The organism is Pantoea sp. PGP6 (assembly GCF_053474785.1).
In genome coordinates this window covers 1,524,995-1,542,892 of the sequence record NZ_JBQBMA010000001.1, presented here as the reverse complement: position 1 = coordinate 1,542,892, position 17,898 = coordinate 1,524,995, and the positions used below count along the sequence as shown (strand labels likewise).

Genomic DNA, 17,898 nt, shown 5'->3' with positions numbered 1-17,898 from the left:
GGGACTGAATGATGAGTACACAGAGCGCAAACGTCCGCTGGCAATTATGGATAGTCGCTATCGGCTTCTTTATGCAGACGCTGGATACCACCATTGTCAACACCGCCATACCGGCGATGGCGCACGATTTAGGCGTCAGTCCGCTGCATATGCACTCGGTGATTGTCTATTACGTGCTGACGGTGGCGGTCATGCTGCCGGTCAGCGGCTGGCTGGCAGATCGCTTCGGCGTGCGTAACATCTTCTTTAGCGCGATTGTGTTGTTCAGCCTCGGATCGCTGCTGTGCGCGCTCTCTACCACCCTCGACCAGCTGGTGCTGTCGCGGGTGGTGCAGGGCATTGGCGGCGCGATGATGGTGCCGGTCGGTCGCCTGACGGTGATGAAAATCGTGCCGCGCGAGCAGTACATGTCGGCGATGACCTTTGTCACGCTGCCGGGGCAGATCGGGCCGCTGCTGGGTCCGGCGCTGGGCGGCGTGCTGGTGGAGTACGCCAGCTGGCACTGGATTTTCCTGATCAATATTCCGGTCGGCATTGCCGGTGCCGTCGCGACCCTGATGCTGATGCCTGACTACGCGATGCAGACCCGACGATTCGACTTCACCGGCTTTATCCTGCTGGCGGCTGGCATGGCGACCTTAACCCTGGCGCTGGATGGTCAGCGCAGCAGTGGCGGTTCACCGTTGCTGCTCGGGGCGATGATCCTGATCGGCATGTTCTCGCTGCTGTTCTATCTGATGCATGCGCGCAGCAATGACAATGCGCTGTTCAGCCTGAAGCTGTTTGATAACCGCATCTATTCGATTGGCCTGCTCGGCAGCTTTACCGGCCGCATCGGCAGCGGCATGCTGCCGTTTATGACGCCGATTTTCCTGCAGGTCGGCATGGGCTACAGTCCGTTTCACGCCGGGCTGATGATGATCCCGATGGTGCTCGGCAACATGGGGATGAAGCGCATTGTGGTGCGCATCGTTAACCTGTTTGGCTATCGCAACGTGCTGGTGGTTTCGACCATTGCACTGGCGCTGGTAGTGCTGCTGTTCCCGCTGGTGGCGATCATGGGCTGGGTCTGGCTGCTGCCGCTGGTGCTGTTTCTGCAGGGGATGGTCAACGCCATTCGCTTCTCCTCAATGAATACCCTGACGCTGAAAGAGTTGCCCGATGAACTCGCCTCCAGCGGCAATAGCCTGCTGTCGATGATTATGCAGCTGTCGATGAGTATCGGCGTGACGCTGGCGGGCTTACTGCTGGGTGCGTTTGCCCAGGATGCCGCCAGCGACAGCAGTGCGGAACACCAGATGTTTATTTATGCCTACCTGTGCATGTCGCTGATCATTATCCTGCCCGCGCTGGTGTTCTGGCGTGTTCCGCAGCAGGTAAGTAAAAACGTCGACTTACGACGCCGGAGAAAGTCATGAGGGTTAACCTGCGCCTTGGCATTGGCGCCAAACTGTTTATGGCGATCTTCTCGACCTGCATGCTGGTATTGATCACCATGCACTGGGGCGTCCGTCTGAGCTTCGAGCACGGCTTTGTTGACTATATTAAACGCGGCAACGAGCAGCGGTTAAGCCTGCTGAGTGACGCGCTGGCCGATCAGTATCAGCAGCACGGCAACTGGGATTTCCTGCGCCACAACGATCGGCTGGTATTCAATATTCTGCGATCGCTGGAGCAGAATCCCGACAGCAATAATCAGCTACCGCCGCACGGCTGGCGCACCCAGTTCTGGATCCTCGATCAGCAATATAAAGTGATGGTCGGCCCGCGCTCACCGGTTCCGCCCGAGGGGTCGCGGCGTAATATCACTACCAGCACCGGCAAAGTAGTTGGCTGGGTGATCGGATCGCCGCCGGAGCGGCTGACGCGCAGCACCGACATCAACTTTGATCAACAGCAGCGGCGTACCAGCTGGTATATCGTCGCGCTGTCGACGCTGCTGGCCGCGCTGGTCACCTGGCTGATGGCACGCGGCCTGCTGGCACCGGTCAAACGGCTGGTTGACGGCACCCATCACCTGGCGGCCGGTAATTTTGCGACCCGGGTTGAGGTGGGCAGTCAGGATGAACTCGGCCAGCTGGCCGGTGACTTCAACCGGCTGGCCAGTTCGCTGGAAAAGAATGAAAGCATGCGCCGCGCGTTTATGGCGGACATCTCGCACGAGCTGCGCACCCCGCTGGCTATTCTGCGCGGCGAGCTGGAGGCGATGCAGGATGGCGTGCGTAAACTGACGCCGGAAGCGATCGCCTCGCTGCAGAGCGAAGTGGTGGTGCTGACCAAGCTGGTGGACGATCTGCATCAGCTGTCACTCTCTGATGAGGGCGCCCTCGCCTACCGCAAGCAGGCAACCGATCTGGTGCAGTTGCTGGAGGTGACCGCCGGCAGCTTTGCTGAACGCTATCGCGCCTACGGCTTAAGCCTGAAACTCAACTTACCGGATGAAGCGCCGTTCTTTGGCGACCCTGACCGGCTGATGCAACTGTTCACCAATCTGCTGGAAAACAGCCTGCGCTATACCGACAGCGGTGGCCGGGTCGAGGTTAAACTCTGGTATGAAGCCCCTTACTGGCGCATCGATCTGGAAGACAGCGCGCCTGGCGTTGACGGTGAACATCAGAGCCAGATTTTCGAACGCTTCTTCCGCACCGAAGGGTCACGTAACCGTGCCAGCGGCGGGTCGGGACTGGGGCTGGCGATCTGTAAAAACATCGTTGACGCACACGGCGGGCGCATCGCTGCAGAGCACTCTGATTTAGGTGGACTGAAAATCGCGCTACACTTGCGCTACGTTCCCTCTGTGTAAGCGCTTATGAGCCAGGAAAACCACGACCCGCTGATTCTGGTGGTCGAAGACGAACCCAAACTGGCGCAGTTAATGATCGATTATCTGCACGCCTCTAACTATCGCACTCACCATATTGCCGATGGCAATGCGGTACTGGACTACGTTCGCCAGTCGCCGCCCGATCTGATGCTGCTGGATTTAATGCTGCCCGGCACCGACGGGCTGACGCTGTGCCGCGAGATCCGCCGTCATTCTGAACTGCCGATCATCATGGTTACCGCCCGTACTGAAGAGATTGATCGGCTGCTCGGGCTGGAGATCGGTGCAGATGACTATATCTGCAAGCCGTTCAGCCCGCGCGAAGTGGTGGCGCGGGTGAAAACTATTCTGCGACGGGTTAAACGCGCCACGGAAGCGGTGCCGGACAGCTCTCTGCTGACGGTTGATGAGGGCCGTTTCGTGGCCAGCTGGCGCGACCGGCCGCTGGATCTGACGCCGGCGGAATTTCGCCTGCTGAAAACCCTGTCGCTGGAGCCGGGCAAAGTCTTTTCGCGCGAGCAGCTGCTCAACCACCTGTATGACGACTATCGGGTAGTGACCGATCGGACCATCGACAGCCACATTAAAAACCTGCGCCGCAAGCTGGAGAGCCTCGACAGTGAACAACCCTTTATCCGCGCCGTCTACGGAATGGGTTATCGCTGGGAAGCTGACGTCTGTCATTTGATCTAGTTTGATCCCGATCAATTTACTTCCGTTTTCTCCCTGCCTACAATTCCGCACCTTTAGCAGGGCCATCAACCGGCCCTGCCGCTGTCGCCTGAGGCGGCATACTGACCTGACATCAGTGAGAACCCGATGAAACCCGAACTGCTTTCCCCTGCCGGCACGCTGAAAAACATGCGTTACGCCTTCGCCTACGGTGCCGATGCGGTCTACGCTGGCCAGCCGCGCTACAGCCTGCGGGTGCGCAACAACGAATTCACCCATGAAAATCTCGCCAAAGGGATCGATGAAGCGCATGCGCTGGGCAAAAAGTTTTATGTGGTGGTCAACATTGCCCCGCATAACGCCAAGCTGAAAACCTTTATTCGTGATTTAACCCCGGTGGTGGCGATGCAGCCCGATGCACTGATCATGTCCGATCCGGGTCTGATCATGCTGGTGCGGGAGGCCTTTCCACAGATGCCGATTCATCTGTCGGTGCAGGCCAATGCGGTTAACTGGGCGACGGTAAAATTCTGGCAGCAGATGGGGCTGAGCCGGGTGATTCTCTCTCGTGAACTGTCGCTGGAGGAGATTGCCGAAATCCGTCAGCAGGTGCCGGAGATGGAACTGGAGGTGTTTGTCCACGGCGCGCTCTGCATGGCCTATTCCGGTCGCTGCCAGCTCTCCGGCTACATGAATAAGCGCGATCCCAATCAGGGTACCTGCACCAACGCCTGCCGCTGGGAGTATAAGGTGGCTGAAGGCCAGCAGGATGAAGTGGGTAACATCGTCGGTATTCACCAGCCGATCCCGGTGCAGGATGTGACGCCAACCCTCGGCGTAGGTCAGCCGACGGATAAAGTCTTTCTGCTGGAAGAAAAGATGAAACCGGGCGAAGTGATGAGCGCCTTCGAGGATGAGCACGGCACCTATATCATGAACTCCAAAGACCTGCGCGCGGTGGCGCACGTCGAGCGTCTCAGTCAGATGGGCGTTCATTCGCTGAAGATTGAAGGCCGCACCAAGTCCTACTATTACTGCGCCCGCACCGCTCAGGTCTATCGCCGGGCGATTGACGATGCCGCCGCCGGTAAACCTTTCGATCCCTCACTGCTGGAGACGCTGGAAGGGCTGGCGCATCGTGGCTATACCGAAGGCTTTTTGCGTCGCCATACCCACGACAGCTACCAGAACTATCAGCAGGGCTTTTCGGTCTCCGATCGTCAGCAGTTTGTCGGTGAATTCACCGGTGAACGACGGGATGCCTGGGCGGAAGTGGCGGTGAAAAACAAGTTTATGCTGCACGATACGCTGGAGATCATGACGCCCGCCGGGAATCTGTTGTGCCAGCTCGATGCGCTGCAAAACGGCCGCGGCGAGGCAATTGACGTTGCGCCGGGCGACGGCCACCGCGTCTGGCTGCGGGTGCCGGAGGAGGTTGATTTGCGTTTCGGCCTGCTGCTGCGCAACTTCGATCACGGTCAGGACACCCGCGATCCGCATGCAAATCGTTTACCATCTGAAACATTTTGACGAAGTTAGAACAGGATCACAGACCCCTGCGCGCCACTGCCTTATAGTCCCGCCTGCTGCTAACGAGTAACAATAATCAGCAGGTTATTACTGGAACCACCTCATTCACCCGCCCGGCTCCCCCGTGCGGGTTTTCTTTTTTCTCACTTTCGCCAATAATTTTCAGCTGTCAGCTGTGTTATAACCCCCTCTCACTCTGGTGATCTTCAAGGAACAGATAATGGATAAAAAATCGCTTACGCTGCTGATCCTGAATGGAAAAGGCGCAGGCAATGACGATCTGCGTGCCGCGATCGGCTCGCTGCGTGAAGAAGGCTTTGATATCGCAGTGCGCGTGACCTTTGAAAAAGGGGACGGCGACCGCTACGTCAAAGAGGCGATTGCGCTGCAGGCAGAGACCGTAGTCGCCGGCGGCGGTGACGGCACCATCAATGAAATCGCCACCGCGCTGGCGGCGTCTGAGGCAGACCATCGTCCGGTACTGGGCATTCTGCCGCTCGGCACCGCCAATGATTTCGCCACCAGCGTCGGCATTCCCGAAGAGATGGAACCGGCGCTGCGGCTGGCGATCCAGGGCAAAGCCAGCACCATCGATCTGGCACGGGTTAATCAGACTCACTACTTCATTAATATGGCGACCGGCGGTTTTGGCACCCGTATCACCACTGAAACGCCGGAAAAGCTCAAGTCCGCCCTCGGTGGCGTTTCCTACTTTATTCACGGTCTGATGCGGATGGATACCCTGAAGCCCGATACCTGTGAAATCAGCGGACCTGACTTTCAGTGGCAGGGCGATGCGCTGGTGATCGGTATCGGCAATGGCCGTCAGGCGGGCGGCGGACAGCGCCTCTGTCCGTCGGCGCTGATCAATGATGGCCGGCTGGATGTCAGCATCGTTACCGCGCAGGAGTTGCTGCCTACCCTGCTGCATTCGCTGACCGGTGATGATGACAATCCGGGTATCGTCACGACCCAGCTGGAGTCGCTGACCATCCGTTCGCCGCATGAAATGACCTTTAACCTTGATGGCGAACCGCTGTCCGGGCGCGAGTTCGTGATTGAAGTGCTGGCGGGCGCGCTGAGCTGTCGCCTGCCGCCGCAGTGTCCTCTGCTGGCCTGATACGCAGACAAGGGGGCGAAAGCCCCTTTTTTTGGGCAAATGTAAATGCTTTGTGATTGCCTTCACAACTCTGCCCGGCCAACTTGTATGGTAGTATTAAAGCGCGTATTTTTTCATCATTGAATGCTGACTGAAGGCTACCAGGATGAAAATTGTTAACGCTGAAGTATTTGTTACCTGCGCAGGCAGAAACTTTGTCACCGTCAAAATCACCACCGATCAGGGCCTGACCGGGATTGGTGATGCCACGCTGAATGGCCGCGAATTACCGGTCGCCTCCTACCTGAAAGATCACGTTTGCCCGCAGCTGATTGGCCGCGATGCGCATCAAATCGAAGATATCTGGCAGTACTTCTATAAAGGCGCTTACTGGCGTCGCGGTCCGGTCACCATGTCAGCCATTTCGGCGGTGGATATGGCGCTGTGGGATATCAAAGGCAAAGCCGCCAACATGCCGGTTTACCAGCTGCTGGGCGGCGCATCGCGCACCGGCGTTATGGTCTATTGCCACACCACCGGTCATTCGATTGATGAAGTGATGGACGACTACGCGAAGCACAAAGAGCTGGGATTCAAGGCGATTCGCGCCCAGTGCGGCGTGCCAGGCATGAAAACCACCTACGGCATGGCCAAAGGCAAAGGTCTGGCCTACGAGCCGGCGACCAAAGGCAACTGGCCGGAAGAGCAGCTCTGGTCCACCGAGATATACCTCGATTTCACGCCAAAACTGTTCGCAGCGATCCGCGACAAATTTGGCTTCGATGAACATCTGCTGCACGACATGCACCATCGCCTGACGCCGATTGAAGCGGCGCGTTTCGGTAAGAGCGTGGAAGATTATCGCCTGTTCTGGATGGAAGATCCGACGCCGGCTGAGAACCAGGAGTGCTTCCGCCTGATCCGTCAGCACACCGTGACGCCAATTGCGGTCGGTGAAGTATTTAACAGCATCTGGGACTGTAAACAGCTGATTGAAGAGCAGCTGATTGACTATATCCGCACCACCATCACCCATGCGGGCGGCATTACCGGCATGCGCCGCATCGCAGATTTCGCCTCACTTTACCAGGTGCGCACCGGTTCACACGGTCCTTCCGATCTCTCGCCAATCTGCATGGCAGCGGCGCTGCACTTCGATCTCTGGGTACCGAACTTCGGTGTGCAGGAGTACATGGGCTTCTCTGAGCAGATGATGGAGCTGTTCGAGGCGAACTGGACCTTCGATCAGGGCTACATGCATCCTGGCGATAAACCGGGTCTGGGCATTGAGTTCAACGAGAAGCTGGCTGCGAAATATCCCTATGAACCCGCCTATCTGCCGGTGGCCCGTCTGGAAGACGGTACGCTGTGGAACTGGTAAGGAGAGCCTGATGAAAAGTGTGGTGATTGAACAACCGGGCGAGCTGGTGCTGGCTGAACGTCCTCTGCCGCAACCGACGGCCGGTGAAGTCCGGGTCAAAGTGGCCTATGCCAGCATCTGCGGTTCTGATGTGCATATCTGGCACGGCCACAACCCGTTCGCTAAATATCCGCGGGTGATTGGTCATGAGTTTTTCGGCGTGATTGATGCGCTGGGTGAAGGCGTCGATCCGGCCCGGCTGGGCGAGCGCGTGGCGGTCGATCCGGTGGTCAGCTGCGGTCACTGCTACCCCTGCTCGGTGGGTCGCCCCAACGTCTGTACCTCACTGCAGGTGATTGGCGTGCATCGCGACGGCGGCTTTAGCGAATATGCGCTGGCGCCGGCCAGCAACGCTTATCATCTGCCGGATGCGATCCCCGACCGGCTGGCCAGCCTGGTCGAGCCGTTCACCATCGCGGCTAACATCACCGCTTTCCTGCAGCCGCAACCGCAGGATGTGGCGCTGATTTACGGGGCCGGTCCGATGGGACTGACCGCCATCCAGGTACTGAAGGGCGTTTACAACGTCAGAGAGGTGATGGTGGTGGATCGTCTGCCGGAACGGCTGGAGCTGGCGCAGCAGAACGGTGCCGATCGGCTGTTTAACAACAGCGAGATCCCGCTGGCGGCGCAGCTGGAAGGCATTCAGCCGACGCTGATTATCGACGCGGCCTGCCATCCCACCATTCTGGCAGAAGCGGCCGCCCTCGCCTCTCCGGCGGCGCGCATCGGTCTGCTGGGCTTTTCCGGCGAACCCTGCAGCATTACCCAGCAAAGTCTCACCAGTAAAGAGTTGTCGCTGTTTACCTCACGTCTCAACAGCCACCGCTTTCCGCAGGTGATTGACTGGATGGAAAAAGGGTTAATCCAGCCAGAGAAGCTGGTCACCCACTATTTCCCGTTGCAGGAGATTGAACGCGCCATGACGCTGTTCGAAAAAGATCCGCGCACCTGCTGCAAAGTGATCCTTCAAATGGGTTAATGCCCACTGAACACCAGGTGTCCTCAGCCGGTGCGTACCCGCCGGCTTATTACAAAGAGAAAACAGATCACGGAGTTTTTATGTTCAAGAATCTGCGCTGGACCCTCGTTTTGCTGTTGTTCCTGGTTTACATGATCAATTACCTCGATCGTGTTGCCCTGTCACTGACGGTGCCGCTGGTGGAAAAAGATCTGGCGATCAATGCTGAGCAGTTCGGCATGATCTTTGGCAGCTTCTTCTTCGGTTACGCGCTGTTTAACTTCGTCGGCGGTCTCGCCACTGACCGGTTTGGCCCGAAAATCGTGCTGGCCGTCGCGGTAGGCGCCTGGTCTATCTTCTGCGGCATGACTGCGCTGGCGACCGGTTTCTGGTCGCTGCTGATCCTGCGCGTGCTGTTCGGCATGGCTGAAGGTCCGATCTGCGCCTCGGCGAATAAAGCGATCAACGGCTGGTTTCCCAAAAAACAGGCAGCCACCGCGATGGGCTTACTCAGCGCCGGTTCGCCACTGGGTGGCGCGGTTGCCGGTCCGATCATCGGTTATCTGGCGCTGGCGTACGGCTGGCGTCCGGCCTTCATCATCGTCTGCTGCATCGGTCTGGTGTGGATGACCTTTTGGCTGTTCTTTGCCGCGGACAACCCGGCGAAAAGCAAACGGGTCAGCGAAGAGGAACGTCTATTAATTGAACGCCTGAAAGCGGCTAACCCTAACGATGAGGCCGATCTTTCAGAAACTGCCCATCCGTTTGGCTACTACCTGCGTCAGCCAATCATCCTGGTGACCGCCTTTGCCTTCTTCTGCTACAACTACATCCTGTTCTTCTTCCTGAGCTGGTTCCCGGCCTATCTGGTGCAGGCCCATGGTCTGGATATTAAGTCGATGAGCATTACCACCATGATCCCGTGGATTGTGGGTTTCGTCGGCCTGGCGCTGGGCGGCTGGATCTCCGATAAAATCTTCAACATCACCGGCAAACTGTTGTTGTCACGTAAAATTGTGCTGGTGGTCTCACTGCTGGCGGCGGCAATTTGTGTGGCGCTGGCAGGTACGATAAAAGAGGTGGTTCCTGCGGTGATGATGATGTCGGTATCGATCTTCTTCCTCTACATTACCGGCGCGATCTACTGGGCGATTATTCAGGATGTGGTGCACAAGAGTCGTGTCGGCAGCATCAGCGGCTTTATCCACCTGGTCGGCAGCCTTTCCGGCATCATCGGACCGATTGTGACCGGCTTTATCGTCCAGCATACCGGTAAGTTTGACAGCGCCTTTGTGCTGGCCGGCGCTGTCGCTGCGCTGGGTGCCTTCCTGGTGCTGTTTGTGATCCGCAGCCCGAAGACCCAGGATAAGCCAGTTTCGGTGTAATCCTCATCACGCAACATGATCACTGATTTCGGGGCGCCTCGCGCCCCGTTTGCCATAAGGACGGACTATGTTACAGATCGATCGCCTGCCCGCTGAGATCCAGCGCCCTGCCTATGACCGGGCCCAGCTTAAAACCCGTATGGTACATATCGGCTTTGGTGCCTTTCACCGCGCGCATCAGGCGCTGTGCAGCGATAAGCTGGCCGCCGAACACGGCAGTGACTGGGGTTACTGCGAAGTTAACCTCAACAGCGGCGAACTGATTCAGGCGCTGCGTGAACAGCAGTTGCTCTATACCCTGACCGAAATGGCGAATGATTCGCTGCAGACCCGGGTGATCGGCGTGATTACTGCGGCGCTGCACGGCAAAGGCGACGGCATTGAGGCGGTGATCAACGCCATGTGTCAGCCCGAGGTGGCAATTGTTTCGATGACCGTGACCGAGAAAGGCTATTGCCATCAGCCAGCCAGCGGCAATCTGAACCCGGATCATCCCGATATCGTGCATGACCTCGACAATCCGCAGACGCCGCGTTCGTTGCCAGGCCTGATTCTGGCCGCCATTAATCGCCGTCGGCAGCTCGGCCTGCCGCCCTTCAGCGTGATGTCGTGCGATAACATGCCGGAGAACGGCCACGTCACCCGCAACGTGATTGTGCAGCTGGCACAACGGCAGGATGCGGCGCTGGCGGACTATATTCAGCAGCAGGTGACCTTTCCCTCAACCATGGTTGACCGGATTGTGCCGGCGATGACGGAGGCGGCGTTTGACGCGCTGGCCGGGCGGCTCGGCTCCCGTGACCCGGTAGCGGTTGAAGCGGAACCGTTCTTTCAGTGGGTCATCGAAGATAATTTTGTCAGCGGTCGTCCGGCGTGGGAAAAGGCGGGAGCAGAACTGGTCAGCGACGTATTGCCGTATGAAGAGATGAAACTGCGCATGCTGAATGGCAGCCACTCGTTTCTCGCCTACCTTGGCTACCTTGCCGGCTATCAGCACATCAGCGATTGCATGGCCGATCCGCACTTCCGCGCCGCTGCCCGTTCACTGATGGTCGATGAGCAGGCACCCACTTTGCGCACTCAGGGCGTGGACCTTGAAGCCTATGCCGATTCGCTGATCGCCCGCTATGAAAACCGCGCCATCAAACATCGTACCTGGCAAATCGCCACTGACGGATCGCAAAAATTACCGCAGCGCCTGCTGGACAGTCTGCGCTGGCATCTGAGTAATAACAGCCGCTGTGAACTGCTGCTGCTCGGCGTGGCTGGCTGGATGCGCTATGTCGGGGGGACCGACGAACAGGGTCAGCCGATTGAGGTTCGCGATCCGCTGAAGACGACGCTGGCAGAATGCGTGGCCAGCAGCGAAGAAGGTGAAGCGCGCGTGCGTGCGCTGCTCGGCCTGCGCCAGATCTTCGGCGACGATCTGGCAGACAACGCCGATCTGGTCGCCCGGCTGACCGCCTGTTATCAGCAGCTGACTACCCAGGGTGCGCGTGCGACGGTGCAGCAGTACATGACCCGCGCCTGATGCGATGATGACAAAGCACTGGCGCAGACGCAGCGTGCTGATTAGACTGACCCTTTCCCTTCGGGCTGGCACCAGCCAGCCGTAATATGGATATTGCTGCATGTCGATCGCCTATACCATTACAACCAGCGAACCGGTGAATCAGCAGATTTACCGGTTTTTGCGCAAAGATATCGTGACCTGTGTGATTCAGCCGGGTTCGCTGCTGTCGGAAAAAGAGGTCTCTGCGCGTTTTAACGTCTCACGCCAGCCGGTGCGCGAAGCGTTCATCAAGCTGGCCGAAGCCGGACTGGTACAGGTATTGCCGCAACGCGGCACCTTTGTGCGTAAAATTTCCGCCAAACGGGTGGCGGACGGCCGCTTCATCCGTGAAGCGGTGGAAGTCTCAGTGGTGCGCCGTGCGGCGCTGGAGATTGGCGACCCGGCGCTGATGATGCTGGAACACAACCTGCAGCTGCAACGCATGGCGGCTGAGCGGCATGACAGCCAGGCGTTTCTCAGCCTGGATGATGAGTTTCACCGGCTGATTGCCGAAAGTATTGATTGCAAGCTGGCGTGGGAAACCGTCGAGAACATTAAAGCGGCGATGGACCGGGTTCGTTTTCTGACCCTGAGTGAGGTTTCACCGCCGGAAAGCCTGATTCAGCAGCATGAGGAGATTTTTGCAGCGTTGAAACATCACGACGCAGACGCCGCCGAAGCCGCGATGCGCCGTCATTTGCAGGAGATGATTTTCTCAATTACCCCTATTGCCGAGCGCAACAGCGCATGGTTTGAAGCACCCTGACCCGGCAACGGTGCCGTCCCGCCGCCTCAGCGCGGGATGGCACATCCACCGCTACCACCACTGATGAAAATGGTGCACCGGCCCGATTCCCGTACCGACCTCCAGTGAATCCGCCTGTAACAACGCCTGCTGCAGCCAGGCTTTCGCTTCGGTGATCGTATCAGCCCAGTCGGCGTGACGCGGACGCAAAGCCGCCAGCGCCGCTGACAGCGTGCAGCCGGTGCCGTGAGTATGACGGGTATTAACCCGCGGCGTGCTGAACCGCTGCTGGCCCGAAGGGGTGATCAGCCAGTCCGGGCTGTTATCAGCCGTCAGGTGACCGCCCTTGATCAATACCGCCTGACATCCCGCCGCCAGCAACGCCTCGCCCTGCGCCCGCATCTGCGCTTCGCTCTCCGCCACCGCGCACCCCAGCAACGCTGCTGCTTCCGGCAGATTCGGCGTAATCAGCGACACCTGTGGTAACAGCAGTTCGCGGACGCTGGCAATCGCATCGGCGGATAACAGCGGATCGCCGCTTTTCGCCACCATCACCGTATCCAGCACCACGAAAGGAATTGCGCTACGTCTCAGCCGGGCCGCAACCTGCCCGACGATGGCGGTTTCTGACAACATGCCAATTTTCGCGCTGTCGATACGCACATCGTCCAGCACCGAATCAAGCTGGGCGGCCACAAAGTCAGCATCGATCCGGTAAACCGACTGGACGCCACGGGTATTTTGCGCCACCAGCGCGGTGATCACGCTGGTGCCATACGCGCCCAGCGCGGAAAAGGTTTTCAGATCGGCCTGGATCCCTGCCCCGCCGCTGGGATCGGTCCCGGCGATGGTCAGTGCATTAATGCGTTTCATGGTCCACCTCCAGCGTCCAGAGCGCATCAAGAAACGCCGTGGCAAAACTGCCGGGGCCGGCTGAGCTTGCCGCCGCCTGTTCACCGGCCCGCGCCATCACCTGACAGGCACTGGCGACGTTGAGCAGCCGATCGCCGCTCAGACTGCTGAAGCCAGCCACCACCGCCGACAGCGCACAGCCGGTGCCGACCACCCGCGTCATTAACGGGCTGCCGCCGCGAATGGCAAAGGTGCGCTGACCGTCGGTGGCGTAATCTACTTCGCCGGTCACAATCACCAGCGTCTGATAGTCGCGAGCCAGCTGCCGGGCGGCCTCCAGCGCTGCATCCGCCTGATGCAGGCTATCCACTCCGCGTCCGCCGCTGGCCTGTTGCGCCAGCGCCAGGATCTCTGACGCGTTACCGCGGATCACCGCTGGCTGCTGGCTCAGCAGCCGCTGGCAGAAGGTGGTGCGCAGCGTCAGCGCTCCGACCGCCACCGGGTCCAGTGTCCAGGGCGTTCCCGCCTGCCTGGCGGCCGTGACCGCCGCCTGCATCGCCTGCTGGCGCTCAGCGGTCAGCGTCCCGACGTTAATCAGTAAGGCATCGGCAAAGCCGCTGAACTGCGCGGCTTCCTCCGCATCAATCACCATCGCCGGTGAAGCGTTGAGCGACAGCAGCACATTGGCGGTGAAGTTTTGTACCACGTCGTTAGTCATGCAGTGCACCAGCGGTGACTGACGGCGGAAACGGTGCAGAATGGGCGCGAATTGCGCAGCAGAAAGGTGTTGAGATTGATCTGTCATCATAGCTCCCAACCGGCGAATAAGAAGGCGAATGCGGTCAGGCATCAGACTTCCCTACGCTGGCATTATCCAGTTCAGGTCAGCGGGTTTTTCTCAGCCCTTTCCTGACGGAAAGCGGCACCCCGAGTCGTGTTACAGCCTGCAGCATAAGGAGGTGGCGTCGCGAAAGCAAGCCAGAGCTGCGTCAGCCATCCTCGCGCTGGTGACACTTCACATGATCCTGATCAATTCTCGCCGCAGCAAAAACAGGCTTAATGCTGCGGGCCATAAAACTACCCCTTTCGAGGTAGCTATTTAAGCCAGAGATAAGGTGCTGCCGATCGCGGCATCGGTTTCCGCCCTTAAACGGTAGCCAGCCATAATAATTAGCCTGCTTACAGCATCGCCGAAAAAAACACCTCATTTCATGGAGTTAAACCACTCCAGGAGCGGAACTTCATACTATTCAGGATGTATGATGCGATTGTCAGCGCTTATTCCTCACCGCCATCGATGGCAGGACATCACTATCGAACGTCACGGTGCTATCGCACCAAATGGCAGACATTATCTTTCCACCTATATTTCCGCCCGCTGTCTGCGCTGCGGCAAAATAATTCATCGTGTCTATTACCGGGATATCAGCGATCAACAGGCCCGCCGCTGGCTGGGATAACTGTCCTGACGGCGAGCGGTTCAGACACCGTTAAAGTTAACAGTTAGTTAGCAATTTGTTAGTCTGGTAATTAATCATCGTCTGACCAGACTCTCTCTATGCCACTGTTGTTTGAAAGCTTAAGCCATCAAATCTATCTGTCCGCACCGCTGTTTATTCTGATCCTGCTGGGCTACGGCCTGACGCGACTGGGTAAATGGCCTGCCAGCATCAGCGAAGGGATGAACCGCTTCGTGTTCAACGTCGCGCTGCCCTGCATGCTGTTTGGCGTGATGAGCCATTTTTATCAAAGCCCGCCGGTTGATGCGCGGCTGCTGCTGGCCTTCTTTGGCAGCTGCCTGCTGGTGTTTATCGTCGGCCGGATAGTGGCCAAAAGGCTGTTTAAGCTGGATGGCGTTGCTGGCTCGGTCTTCGCGCTGGGCGGCATCTTTTCCAACAACGTGATGCTCGGCATTCCGGTGGCGACGGTACTGCTGGGGCCCGCGTCCCTGCCCTCGGTGGCGCTGGTACTGGTGTTTAACAGCCTGATCCTCTGGACCCTGCTGACGGTCTCGGTTGAGTGGGCGAAACAGGGCAGCTTTTCGCTGCAGGGGCTGGGGCGCACCGCGATCGGCGTGCTGAAGAACCCGCTGATTATTGGCATTCTCAGCGGTACCGCCTGGAGTTTTTTGCAGCGTCCGCTGCCGCTGCTGGCTGCTGAACCGCTGCGGATGCTGGGATCGATCGCCGCCCCGCTGTCGCTGGTTACCCTTGGCATGAGCCTCGCCCATTACCGGGTGCGGGAAGGACTGAAAGAGAGTTATACCCTCTGCCTGCTCAAGTTGGTGCTGCAACCGATGACGGTGTGGGCCATTGCCTGGCTGACCGGCCTGCCGCCGCTGGAGAGTAAAGTGGTGGTGCTGCTGGGATCGATGGCGGTCGGGGTCAACGTCTACCTGATGTCGCAGAAGTTTAATGTGATTACCGGCCCGGCTGCCGCCAGCATGCTGTTTTCGACGCTGTTTGCTGCGGTGACGACGCCGCTGTGGATGATGCTGATGACACTGGCGGGATATTAAAAAAAAAGCCCCTCAACATCAGTCGAGGGGCTGTTGCGTGGCTATCGCAAAACTTATTCAGCCGCTTTGGTACGAATCAGGTAATCAAAGGCGCTCAGTGAGGCTTTCGCACCCTCGCCGCTGGCGATGATGATCTGCTTGTACGGAACCGTGGTGCAGTCACCCGCCGCGAACACGCCTTTCAGGCTGGTTTCGCACTTGGCATCAATGATGATTTCGCCCATTTTGTTGCGCTCAACCGCGCCCTCCAGCCATGGAGTGTTAGGCAGCAGACCGATCTGAACGAAAATGCCGGACAGCGCCAGTTCGTGAGTAGTCTGGCTGGTACGGTCGATATACTGCAGACCGGTTACCTTGCTGCCGTCACCTTTCACTTCGGTGGTCTGGGCATTCAGGATGACATCCACGTTTTTCAGGCTGCGCAGTTTATCCTGCAGCACCTGATCAGCGCGCATTTCACCGGCAAACTCCAGCAGCGTCACATGTTCAACGATACCGGCCAGGTCAATCGCCGCTTCAACGCCGGAGTTACCGCCGCCGATCACTGCGGTGCGCTTGCCTTTAAACAGCGGGCCATCACAGTGTGGGCAGTAGGTGACGCCTTTGGTGCGGTACTCTTCTTCGCCCGGCACACCCATGTTACGCCAGCGTGCGCCAGTTGCCAGGATGATGCTGCGTGACTTCAGTACCGCGCCGGAGGCAGTTTCAACCGCATGCAGGCCACCCACAGCAGCCGCCGGGATCAGCTTGATCGCGCTCTGGCTCTCAATCACATCGACATTGTAATCATCGACGTGAGCGCGCAGTGAGCCCGCCAGTTTTGCCCCTTCGGTTTTCGGCACAGAAATATAGTTTTCGATATCAACGGTGTCCAGCACCTGACCGCCAAAACGCTCGCCCATCAGACCGGTGCGAATGCCTTTACGGGCAGAATAGATGGCTGCTGCTGCGCCCGCCGGGCCGCTACCAATAATCAGCACGTCGTATGCGTCACGCTTGTTCAGCTCTTCTGCGGCACGTTTATCGGCGTTAGTGTCAACTTTGCTGACGATTTCCGCCAGGCTCATGCGGCCCTGACCAAACTCTTTACCGTTGAGGTAAACCGCCGGCACGCCCATCACGTTGCGTTCCTGAATTTCATTCTGGAACAGGCCACCGTCAATCGCGGTGTGGCTGATGCGTGGATTCAGCACCGCCATCAGGTTCAGCGCCTGTACCACGTCAGGGCAGTTATGGCATGACAGCGAATAGTAGGTTTCGAAATGGAAATCGCCATCCAGCGCGGCAACCTGATCCAGCAGGCTCTGCGCTTCTTTTGACGGATGCCCACCGGTCTGCAACAGCGCCAGCACCAGTGAGGTAAATTCGTGACCCAGTGGCGAACCGGCAAAACGCGGACCGCTGTTCGAGCCGGGGTTAGTGATTAAAAACGACGGCTTGCGGACCTGACGATCGTTCTCTTCGCGGAAGCTGACTTTATCAGACAAGCCTGCGATGTCGACCAACAGCTCACGGATCTCGGTTGATTTGGCACCCTCGTCCAGAGTGGCAATCAACTCAACAGGTTTGGTTAATTTCTCAAGGTAGGCCTTGAGTTGCGTCTTCAAATTTGTGTCGAGCATAGTGATATCCTGGTCAAAAAATCGGGTGCCGTGGCACCCGATGAGAGAAAGATCGAAAGGCCGAAGCGGGATTAGATTTTGCCAACCAGGTCCAGAGATGGAGCCAGTGTTGCATCACCTTCTTTCCATTTCGCCGGGCACACTTCGCCTGGGTGAGAAGCAACGTACTGTGCCGCTTTCACTTTACGCAGCAGGTCAGAGGCGTCACGGCCGATACCTTCAGCAGTGATTTCGATCGCCTGGATGATACCTTCCGGGTCAACGATGAAAGTACCACGGTCAGCCAGGCCTTCCGCTTCACGCATGATTTCGAAGTTACGGGTCAGCGCGCCAGTCGGGTCGCCGATCATTGCGTACTGGATCTTGGCGATGGTGTCTGAAGAACCGTGCCAGGCTTTGTGGGTAAAGTGGGTGTCAGTTGAAACGGAGTAAATATCTACGCCCAGTTTCTGGAACTCTTCGTAGTGATCGGCCACGTCGCCCAGTTCGGTCGGGCAAACGAAAGTGAAGTCAGCCGGGTAGAAGAAGAACACACTCCATTTACCTTCAACGTCTTTCTCGGTTACGTCGATGAACTCGCCGTTTTTGAATGCTGCGTTTTTGAACGGCTTGATTTTGGTATTGATAATAGACATCTGATGGCCTCCGTTGAATTATGTGATGTAAGTTACAGAATTTTCGGGCCAACATCTAATATGCAGTCGTTATCAATCAAATA

General features: G+C 58.0%; 16 protein-coding genes and 1 riboswitch. Of the genes, 12 read left to right on the top strand and 4 right to left on the bottom strand.

All coding sequences use genetic code 11. The features are described 5' to 3' along the window. The first annotated feature begins 11 nt into the window (after nucleotides 1-11). The 10 genes from mdtD (at nucleotide 12) to ACLIBF_RS07270 (ending at nucleotide 12,209) form a co-directional block, all read left to right on the top strand. Nucleotides 12-1,418: an MFS transporter gene (mdtD, locus tag ACLIBF_RS07315; protein WP_031377172.1), complete on the top strand. Its 1,407-nt coding sequence runs from the start codon at nucleotides 12-14 to the stop codon at nucleotides 1,416-1,418. Further along, nucleotides 1,415-2,803: an envelope stress sensor histidine kinase BaeS gene (gene baeS, locus ACLIBF_RS07310; protein ID WP_069728967.1), complete on the top strand. Its 1,389-nt coding sequence runs from the start codon at nucleotides 1,415-1,417 to the stop codon at nucleotides 2,801-2,803. Before mdtD ends, baeS begins: the two co-directional genes overlap by 4 nt. 6 nt (nucleotides 2,804-2,809) lie before the next feature. Further along, complete coding sequence (gene baeR / locus ACLIBF_RS07305) at nucleotides 2,810-3,517, top strand: envelope stress response regulator BaeR (protein WP_031377173.1); 708 nt, start codon at nucleotides 2,810-2,812, stop codon at nucleotides 3,515-3,517. Between the two features lie 126 nt (nucleotides 3,518-3,643). Beyond that, nucleotides 3,644-5,026, top strand: coding sequence for a prephenate-dependent tRNA uridine(34) hydroxylase TrhP (gene trhP, locus ACLIBF_RS07300; protein WP_448309500.1), 1,383 nt, complete (start codon nucleotides 3,644-3,646; stop codon nucleotides 5,024-5,026). A 220-nt stretch (nucleotides 5,027-5,246) separates the two neighbouring features. Further along, the gene (gene yegS, locus ACLIBF_RS07295) at nucleotides 5,247-6,146 is read left to right on the top strand and encodes a lipid kinase YegS (RefSeq protein WP_031377174.1); all 900 of its coding nucleotides are present in this window, start codon (nucleotides 5,247-5,249) and stop codon (nucleotides 6,144-6,146) included. A 145-nt stretch (nucleotides 6,147-6,291) separates the two neighbouring features. Beyond that, nucleotides 6,292-7,506, top strand: a complete 1,215-nt coding sequence (manD, locus tag ACLIBF_RS07290; protein WP_448309499.1) for a D-mannonate dehydratase ManD — start codon at nucleotides 6,292-6,294, stop codon at nucleotides 7,504-7,506. A gap of 10 nt (nucleotides 7,507-7,516) precedes the next feature. After that, nucleotides 7,517-8,527 carry a Zn-dependent oxidoreductase gene (locus tag ACLIBF_RS07285; protein WP_031377176.1) on the top strand — a complete coding sequence of 337 codons (1,011 nt, stop codon included), beginning with the start codon at nucleotides 7,517-7,519 and terminating at the stop codon, nucleotides 8,525-8,527. Nucleotides 8,528-8,607: 80 nt separating this feature from the next. Then, nucleotides 8,608-9,891, top strand: a complete 1,284-nt coding sequence (locus ACLIBF_RS07280; RefSeq protein WP_031377177.1) for an MFS transporter — start codon at nucleotides 8,608-8,610, stop codon at nucleotides 9,889-9,891. 67 nt (nucleotides 9,892-9,958) lie between these two features. After that, nucleotides 9,959-11,422 (top strand): mannitol dehydrogenase family protein, encoded by a 1,464-nt coding sequence (locus ACLIBF_RS07275; RefSeq protein WP_279810158.1) that lies wholly within the window; start codon nucleotides 9,959-9,961, stop codon nucleotides 11,420-11,422. 100 nt (nucleotides 11,423-11,522) lie between these two features. Further along, nucleotides 11,523-12,209 (top strand): GntR family transcriptional regulator, encoded by a 687-nt coding sequence (locus ACLIBF_RS07270; RefSeq protein ID WP_031377179.1) that lies wholly within the window; start codon nucleotides 11,523-11,525, stop codon nucleotides 12,207-12,209. Nucleotides 12,210-12,260: 51 nt separating this feature from the next. On the opposite strand, the gene thiD is transcribed toward ACLIBF_RS07270, so the two are convergent. Continuing rightward, nucleotides 12,261-13,061, bottom strand: a complete 801-nt coding sequence (thiD, locus tag ACLIBF_RS07265; protein ID WP_279810159.1) for a bifunctional hydroxymethylpyrimidine kinase/phosphomethylpyrimidine kinase — start codon at nucleotides 13,059-13,061, stop codon at nucleotides 12,261-12,263. Continuing rightward, nucleotides 13,048-13,845 (bottom strand): hydroxyethylthiazole kinase, encoded by a 798-nt coding sequence (gene thiM, locus ACLIBF_RS07260; protein ID WP_082097594.1) that lies wholly within the window; start codon nucleotides 13,843-13,845, stop codon nucleotides 13,048-13,050. Before thiM ends, thiD begins: the two co-directional genes overlap by 14 nt. Nucleotides 13,846-13,879: 34 nt before the next feature. Continuing rightward, nucleotides 13,880-13,980, bottom strand: a riboswitch (TPP riboswitch). 322 nt (nucleotides 13,981-14,302) lie between these two features. On the opposite strand from thiM, the gene ACLIBF_RS07255 reads away from it, so the two are divergent. Continuing rightward, nucleotides 14,303-14,500 (top strand): hypothetical protein, encoded by a 198-nt coding sequence (locus ACLIBF_RS07255; RefSeq protein WP_031377141.1) that lies wholly within the window; start codon nucleotides 14,303-14,305, stop codon nucleotides 14,498-14,500. Between the two features lie 98 nt (nucleotides 14,501-14,598). Further along, entirely contained in the window at nucleotides 14,599-15,558 is a 960-nt protein-coding gene (locus tag ACLIBF_RS07250; protein WP_279810160.1) for an AEC family transporter, read from the top strand. 53 nt (nucleotides 15,559-15,611) lie between these two features. Here ACLIBF_RS07250 and ahpF read toward each other — a convergent pair whose 3' ends face one another. Continuing rightward, on the bottom strand, nucleotides 15,612-17,180 hold the full coding sequence (gene ahpF / locus ACLIBF_RS07245) for an alkyl hydroperoxide reductase subunit F (protein WP_031377139.1): 1,569 nt from the start codon (nucleotides 17,178-17,180) through the stop codon (nucleotides 15,612-15,614). Between the two features lie 71 nt (nucleotides 17,181-17,251). Beyond that, on the bottom strand, nucleotides 17,252-17,815 hold the full coding sequence (gene ahpC / locus ACLIBF_RS07240) for an alkyl hydroperoxide reductase subunit C (protein WP_010617942.1): 564 nt from the start codon (nucleotides 17,813-17,815) through the stop codon (nucleotides 17,252-17,254). Between the last annotated feature and the right edge of the window lie 83 nt (nucleotides 17,816-17,898).